Annotated in this window: 1 protein-coding gene and 1 pseudogene; one reads left to right on the plus strand and one right to left on the minus strand. The window is 63.6% G+C overall.

The genetic code is table 11. The annotated features are described in order from the left end of the window. Nucleotides 1-3,124, minus strand: a pseudogene (locus QOD90_RS15095) (BTAD domain-containing putative transcriptional regulator); the annotation flags it as partial. Between the two features lie 66 nt (nucleotides 3,125-3,190). Between QOD90_RS15095 and QOD90_RS15100 the strand changes: the two are divergent. Beyond that, nucleotides 3,191-3,476, plus strand: a 286-nt coding sequence (locus QOD90_RS15100; protein ID WP_526351046.1) for a hypothetical protein, incomplete at its 3' end; no start/stop codon positions are given.

Genomic DNA, 3,476 nt, shown 5'->3' on the forward strand with positions numbered 1-3,476 from the left:
CTTCGTCACTCAGCCGATGCACGGCCTCGACGTACATGCGGAGTTCCGGCGTGAGCTCCCACGAGGCATGCAGCGACCCCGCCAAACCGCTCGCCTCGTTCTGCAGCGTGTGGTCGACGATGACGTAGTCCGTTGTCGTCGCGGGCATTTCGTGCCGATTGAGCGCGGTGAAGGACTGTGCGATGAGCGACCACGTGTGCGCATGGGCGGCCCCTTCACCGGCGAGGTATCGGGCATCGAGTTCCTCGAAGGCGGCGTCGATGTCGTCGAGATCGAATGAAACGCGTGCCACGATCCGCTCGTCAGCGTCGATCTCGACGATGCCAAGCACCTCAGCGTCGAACCCCTCGGGACCCTGGTCTCGGACCGAGAAACGTTCACGACTGAGGGCTAGGCGCCGCCCGCGGGTCGCAATGACTGTCGACGCTACGTTCGCGATCCCGACCTCGGCGATGGCCAAAACTTCGGCGATCGCGGCCGCCCGACCCCGCCGGAGGCCGGCATTCACCACCCGACGACGGTCATCGGTGGAAATGTCGTCGGCCAATATCTCAGCTGTGGCGGCCCAGTCACGTGCCGCGAAGTACGTCAAGAAGCGCTCGTACACCCGGCTTGCCGCATTTTCCAGCCGCGGTACTGAATGCGTGAGTTCGTCGAACCTCGCGAGTGCGACGCCGATGTCTGCCTCGTCGAACACCTCGAAGCGACTGATCAGGTCGCCTTCGACGGTAAAGAGGCCAATTTCGCGCCACTCGGCGGCGAACACCTCTTGCGAGGCGCCCAGAGAGGCGTGGGTGACAACAGCACCGAGGTTGCTCAGCCGGTGCACCGTCTCGATGTAGGAGTCCAGGTGCGACGTGAGATCCCATGCAGCACGGGTGAACGCGCTCATCTCGCCGGGGGCGAACGCTACCGCTCGCCGGTGGTCGACGTTGACCCAGTCTCGGGTCGTCGCGGGGAGCTCGCGCCGGTTGAACGAGGCGTATGCCGCCGCGATGACCGACCAGATGTGCGCATAGTCGGCCGCTTCGCCGGCGAGGTATCGGGCGTCGAGTTCCTCGAAGGCGGCATCGACGTCGTCGAGGTCGAAGACGACTGACGCCGCGATCCGATTGTCGGCGTTGAGCTCGACGACGACGAGTCCGTCGATGATGACAGCCTCTGGACCGTGATTGCGGCCCGAGAAGCGGATACGGCTGAGGGAGAGACGCCCCCCGCGTTCCGCAAAACAGGTCTGACGAGCGTTGGTCAACCCGACGTTGGAAACTGCCCGCATGGACGCGATTTCCGCATCTCGACCTAGTCGGACGCCCGCGCCCACGACTCGACGACGATCGTTACTCGAAAAGTCGTCGGCCAGCATCTCGGCCATTGCGTTCCAGTCGTGGGCCGCGAATTGCTCCAGATAGCGGTCGCCCGCTCGGCATGCCGCGTTTTCCAGCCGCGGCGCTCGGTGCGTGAGCTCGTCGAACCTAGCGAGCGCAGCGTCGAGGTCTGCCTCGTCGAAGATTTCACAGCGATTGATCCGGTCGCCCTCGACCATCAAGAGATCGATCGCCCGCCACTCGGCGTCGAAGCCCTCTCGTGAGGACCCGCGGCCGTTATGAGTGATCACGGCACCAGAATTGCTGAGCCGATGCACCGTCTCGATGTGGATGCTGAGGTCTGGTGTGAGGTCCCAGATAGAGCGGATGGACGGGGTCATGTCGCTGGGTTCGAATGGTGTAGCTCGCCGGCGGTCGATCGTGGGCCAGTCCGCACTAGGGACTTCGTGCCGGTTGAAGGAGGCGAAGGAACACGCGACTACCGACCACGCGTCCGAGTTCGCCGCTGCTTCACCTGCGAGGTAGCGCATTTCGAGTTCGGCGAACGCGGCGTCGAGATCGTCGGGGTCGAACGCCACGGACGCCACGACCCGCTCGTCGGCGTCGACCTCGGTGACCTGTAGGACATCCATGCGGAACGGCTCGGGTCGCTGGTCTGCAACCGACCAGTGCGAACGGGTGAGGGCGAGATACGCACCTCGGGTCGCAATAACGGTCGATGTCGCGTCCGTGATGCCGACGGCGGCGGCCGACTGCAAGTCCTCCACTGCCGCGGTTGGACCCTGTCGCGTGCCGGCGTTCACCACCCGTCGCCGGTCGTCGTACGAATAGTCGGCGGTAAACGTGTCTGCGATGGCATCCCAGTCCGCTGCGGCGAAGAACACTAAGAAGCGCTCGATGGCGCGACTGGCCGCGTTTTCCAACTGCAGCGTCGGTCGGCTCAACTCGTCGAATCTTGCGATTGCCGTGTCGAGGTCTGCCTCGTCGAACATTTCGTTTCGGTCCATCAGGTCGCCCGCTACCGTTTGAACGTGGACCGTCCTCCACTCGGCTTCAAAGCCTCCTTGAGAGGTGGCAGAGGACTGAAAAGTGACGACCGCTCCACGATCGCCGAGCCGATGCACGCGTTCTACGTAAACGCGCAGGTTCGGCATGAGGTCTTTCGTGTTGGCGGCGGTCAAGTCACCAGGCGCGAATCGTGCGACCCGACGGTTGTCGACGTTCACCGCGCTCGACGGGTCGCCGTCATGCCGGTTGAACTCGGCATAGGTGCCCGCGATGACCGACCAGGTGTGTGCGTGCGCTGCCGCTTCGCCGGCGAGATATCGCGCCTCGAGTTCGGCGAAGGCGGCATCGATGTCATCGGGATCGAAGAAGATGCCCGTCACGACCCGTTCGCTTGAATCGACCTCGACGAGGCGAAGAAATTCGGCGGTGAATGCCTGGGGGGTCTGTACCCGGAAAAGAACTAGTGCGAGGAAGTCGCCGCGGATCGCAATGACATCTGACGCGATGGTCTCAATCCCGAGGTCGGCGACCGCCCGTAGCTCCGCGAGCTCAGTGGCTCGGTCGGTACCTATGCGGTGGAGTCCTCGGCGCCGGTCCTCGACCCGAAGGCTTTCGGTGAACAGCGCGCCGATTTCGTCAAATCGCCTGTCTGTGAAGAGCGCGTTGAACTTTGCATCCACCCGGCTCGCCACGTTCTCGATCGGCGCTCGCGGATGCCGCGCCTCGAACCGGGCATGCGCGGCGTCCAGTTCGGCGATCGCGGCGTCCATGTCGTCGACGTCGAACCACACCGCAAGCCCCATGTGGCTTGAAGAATCGAGACCTACTAGCTGAAGCATCTCAGATTGTGGTGCTCCGTGGCTCACGTCAGCGGTTCCCAGTTGCAGTCGGATCAGAGCCAGGCGCTCACCTCGTACGGCAACAACCCCGTGACGGTAATTGATGTCGCCCGCTTCGCGCGAAAGTCGCCGTATGTCCTGCAGCCAGTCGCCCGAGAAGAGGTCATCGCGTGTGAACGTGATGAACTTTCGCCGACTCTCGACGTCGATGTCGGGTGCGCAGAGCTGCTCGACTTCACTCCAAGCCTCGCGATTGAGCGCAGCGACCAGGCGGTCAATCATTCGTGTGCATGCGTTGTCCAGC

The sequence above is a fragment of the Mycobacterium sp. genome (genome assembly GCF_032161845.1).
Taxonomy (GTDB): domain Bacteria; phylum Actinomycetota; class Actinomycetes; order Mycobacteriales; family Mycobacteriaceae; genus Mycobacterium.